Genomic DNA, 3,361 nt, shown 5'->3' on the forward strand with positions numbered 1-3,361 from the left:
TGCGTATCTCGCCGAGTCGCTTCCGGACTACATGGTGCCCGCCGCCGTCCTCACTCTCGACGAGCTCCCGCTCACCCGTAACGGCAAAGTGGACCGCGCCGCCCTGCCCGCCCCGGACTTTGCCGGCAAGGTGACCGGGCGGGCGCCGCGCACCGACGCCGAGAGCGTGTTGTGTGCCCTGTTCGCCGAGGTGCTGGGGCTTGAACGGGTCGGCGTCGAGGACAGTTTCTTCGAGCTCGGCGGCGACTCGATCATGTCGATGCAGGTCGTCGCCCGTGCTCGCCGGGCGGGCATGGTCCTCACACCCCGGCAGGTGTTCGCGGAACGGACCCCGGAACGCCTGGCCCTGGTCGCGGGCACGGTCGGGACGGACGACACCAGCGCCGCCGGCCGCGACGACGGCGTGGGCGAGGTGCCCTGGACGCCGGTCATGCGGGAGCTGGGAGAGCCGGCCCTGCGCCGGAGTTTCGCGCAGTGGGCGATCGTGGGTGCTCCCGCCGGGCTCGAGCGGGACGTGCTGGTGGCCGGCGTGGCGGCCGTACTCGACGCGCACGACATGCTGCGGGCCACAGTCACGACAGGCGAGGGGGAGCCCGGACTGTGCGTCGGCCCGAAGGGCTCCCTCGACGCCGCATCGCTGGTGACGCGCGTGCGGGTGCCGGATGCGCCGGCAGACTCGCTGGACGACGTCGCGGCGGAGTCGGCGCGCGAGGCCGTGGAGCGACTCGACCCGGCGGCGGGCGTGCTGCTCCAGGTGGTGTGGGTGGACGCCGGCCAGGACCGGATGGGCCGGCTGGCGCTCGTGGTGCACCACCTGGTGGTGGACGGGGTGTCGTGGCGCATCCTGCTCCCCGACCTGCGCGATGCCTGCGAGGCGGCGGCAGCCGGGCGCAAGCCGGAGCTCGACCCGGTGGGGACGTCGTACAGGCACTGGTCGCGCCGGCTGAGCCAGGAGGCGAACGGACAGCACCGGACAGCGGAGCTCGATGCCTGGACGGCCCTGCTCGGGGGGCCCGAACCAGCGCTCGGCAAGAGGGGGCTGGACCCGGCCCTCGACACGGCACGGACGCTGCGCCGGCGGTCATGGAAGCTGGCGCCCGAGCACGCGGCCACGGTGCTCGGCCGGACGCCCGCCCTCTTCCACTGCGGTGTGCACGAGGTGCTGCTGGCATCCCTGGCGGGCGCGGTCGCACGGTGGCGCGGGGGCGGTGCCTCCGGGCTTCTGGTGGATGTCGAGGGGCATGGCAGGGAGTCGGTCGAGGGCGAGGAACTGTCGCGGACGGTGGGCTGGTTCACCCGTACGCATCCCCTCCGGTTCGAACTCGGCGGGGTGGACCTGGACGACGTATTGGCGGGTGGTCCGGCGGCCGGGGTGCTGCTGAAGGCGGTGAAGGAGCAGGCGCGGGCGGTGCCCGGGGACGGTCTCGGCTACGGGCTGCTGCGTCACCTGAACCCGGAGACGGGCCCGGCGCTCGCCGCACTGCCGGGTCCGCAGATCGGCTTCAACTACCTGGGCCGCTTCAGCGCGACCGGCCCCGGTGAACTGCCGCCCGCCGCATGGCAGATGACCGGTGAGTCGGCGATCGGCGGTTCGGTCGACCCCGACACACCCGTCCCGCACGCCCTTGAGGCGAGCGCCACCGTACGGGACACCCCCGGAGGGCCGGAACTCACCTTTTCCCTGAGCTGGCCCGCCGGGCTGATCGATGAGGCCGAGGCAGTGAGGCTGGGCCGTGCCTGGGAGCAGGTCCTGAGCGGCCTCGCCGCCCACACCGCGGAGCCCACCTCCGGCGGACGTACCCCGTCCGACTTCTCCCTCCTGGCCCTGACGCAGCACGAGGTCGAACAGCTGGAGCGCCGCATACCCGAGCTGACCGATGTCTGGCCGCTGTCGCCGCTTCAGGAAGGGATGCTGTTCCACGCCACCTTCGAACAAGAGGGTCCGGACGTCTACCAGAGCCAGCGGCTCCTCGCCCTGGACGGACCGCTGGACGCGGGGCGGCTGAGGGCGTCCTGGGAGGCCCTGCTCGCCCGGCACGCCGCACTGCGGGCGAGCTTCCACCGACGGGAGTCGGGCGAGGCCGTACAAGTCATCGCGGACACAGCGCAGTTGCCCTGGCGTGAGGTCGATCTCTCGGGCCTGGCGGAGCGGGACGCCGAGGCGGAGGCGGAGCGGATCGCCGAGCAGGAGCGGGCGGAACGGTTCGACCTGACCCGGGCACCGCTTCTGCGGCTGCTGCTCGTCCGGTTCGCCGGGGCACGGCACCGCCTCGTCATCACCAGCCACCACATCCTGGTGGACGGCTGGTCCATACCCATCATCCTCACGGAAGTGTCCCGGCTGTACACGGCGGACGGCGACCCCGCCCAGCTCACGCCCACCGCCTCCTACCGGGACTACCTGGAATGGCTCGGGCGGCAGGACGTCGAGACGGCCAGGGAGGCATGGCGGGCGGAGCTGGCCGGAGCCGACGAGCCGACGCTGGTCGCCCCGGCGGACGCGGGCCGGCCTCCGGTCGTGCCCGACGTGTGCTCGGCCGAACTGCCCACGGAACGCACCCGGGATCTCACCGCTTGGGCCCGGACCCAGGGTCTGACGGTGAACACGATGGTGCAGGGCGCCTGGGCGCTGGTCCTGGCGCGGCTCGCCGGGCGCACCGACGTCGTCTTCGGCGGCACCGTGGCCGGGCGGCCCCCTGAGCTGCCCGAGTCCGAGTCGATGGTCGGCCTGTTCATCAACACCCTGCCGGTACGGGTCCGGCTCGACGGCACGCAAACCGTCCTCGAACTGCTCCGGACGCTGCAGGACCACCAGTCCGCGCTCATCGCACACCAGCACCTGGGGCTGCCGACCGTCCAGCAACTCGCCGGTTCCGGCGCGGTGTTCGACACCATGCTGATGTTCGAGAACTACCCCAGGAACGCGCCCGCCCTCTCAGCGCCGGGCGAGGCGGCCGACGAGGTCTCGATCACCCCCCTGCACACCGTGGCCGGAACGCACTACCCGTTGGCGGTCGGAGCCATCCCCGCCGACCGGCTTCAGATCCGTGTGACGTACCGGCCCGACCTGCTCGACCGGCGTACGGCCCAGGAAACAGCACAGCGGATCGTCCGCATCCTTGAGCGGATGGCCGCGAACCCGGCGGCACCAGTGGCACAGGTGGACGTGCTGGACGCGGCGGAGCGCTCGTCGGTCCTGGGGGAGTGGAGCACGACGGAGGGAGAGACACCGGCCGGGTTGCTGCCGGAGTTGATCCGTGGGCGGGTGGCTGCTGCACCGGATGCGCTGGCGGTCGTGGGCGGTGAACGTGGGTTGTCGTATGGGGAGTTGTGGGAGGCGTCGGGGCGGTGGGCGGCGTAT

Annotated in this window: 1 protein-coding gene; it reads left to right on the top strand. The window is 72.5% G+C overall.

The features are described 5' to 3' along the window. Window positions 1-3,361, top strand: a 3,361-nt coding sequence (locus tag IEY95_RS48435) for a condensation domain-containing protein (protein ID WP_229703884.1), incomplete at both ends; no start/stop codon positions are given.

Source organism: Streptomyces albiflavescens (assembly GCF_014645835.1).
GTDB classification, from domain to species: domain Bacteria; phylum Actinomycetota; class Actinomycetes; order Streptomycetales; family Streptomycetaceae; genus Streptomyces; species Streptomyces albiflavescens.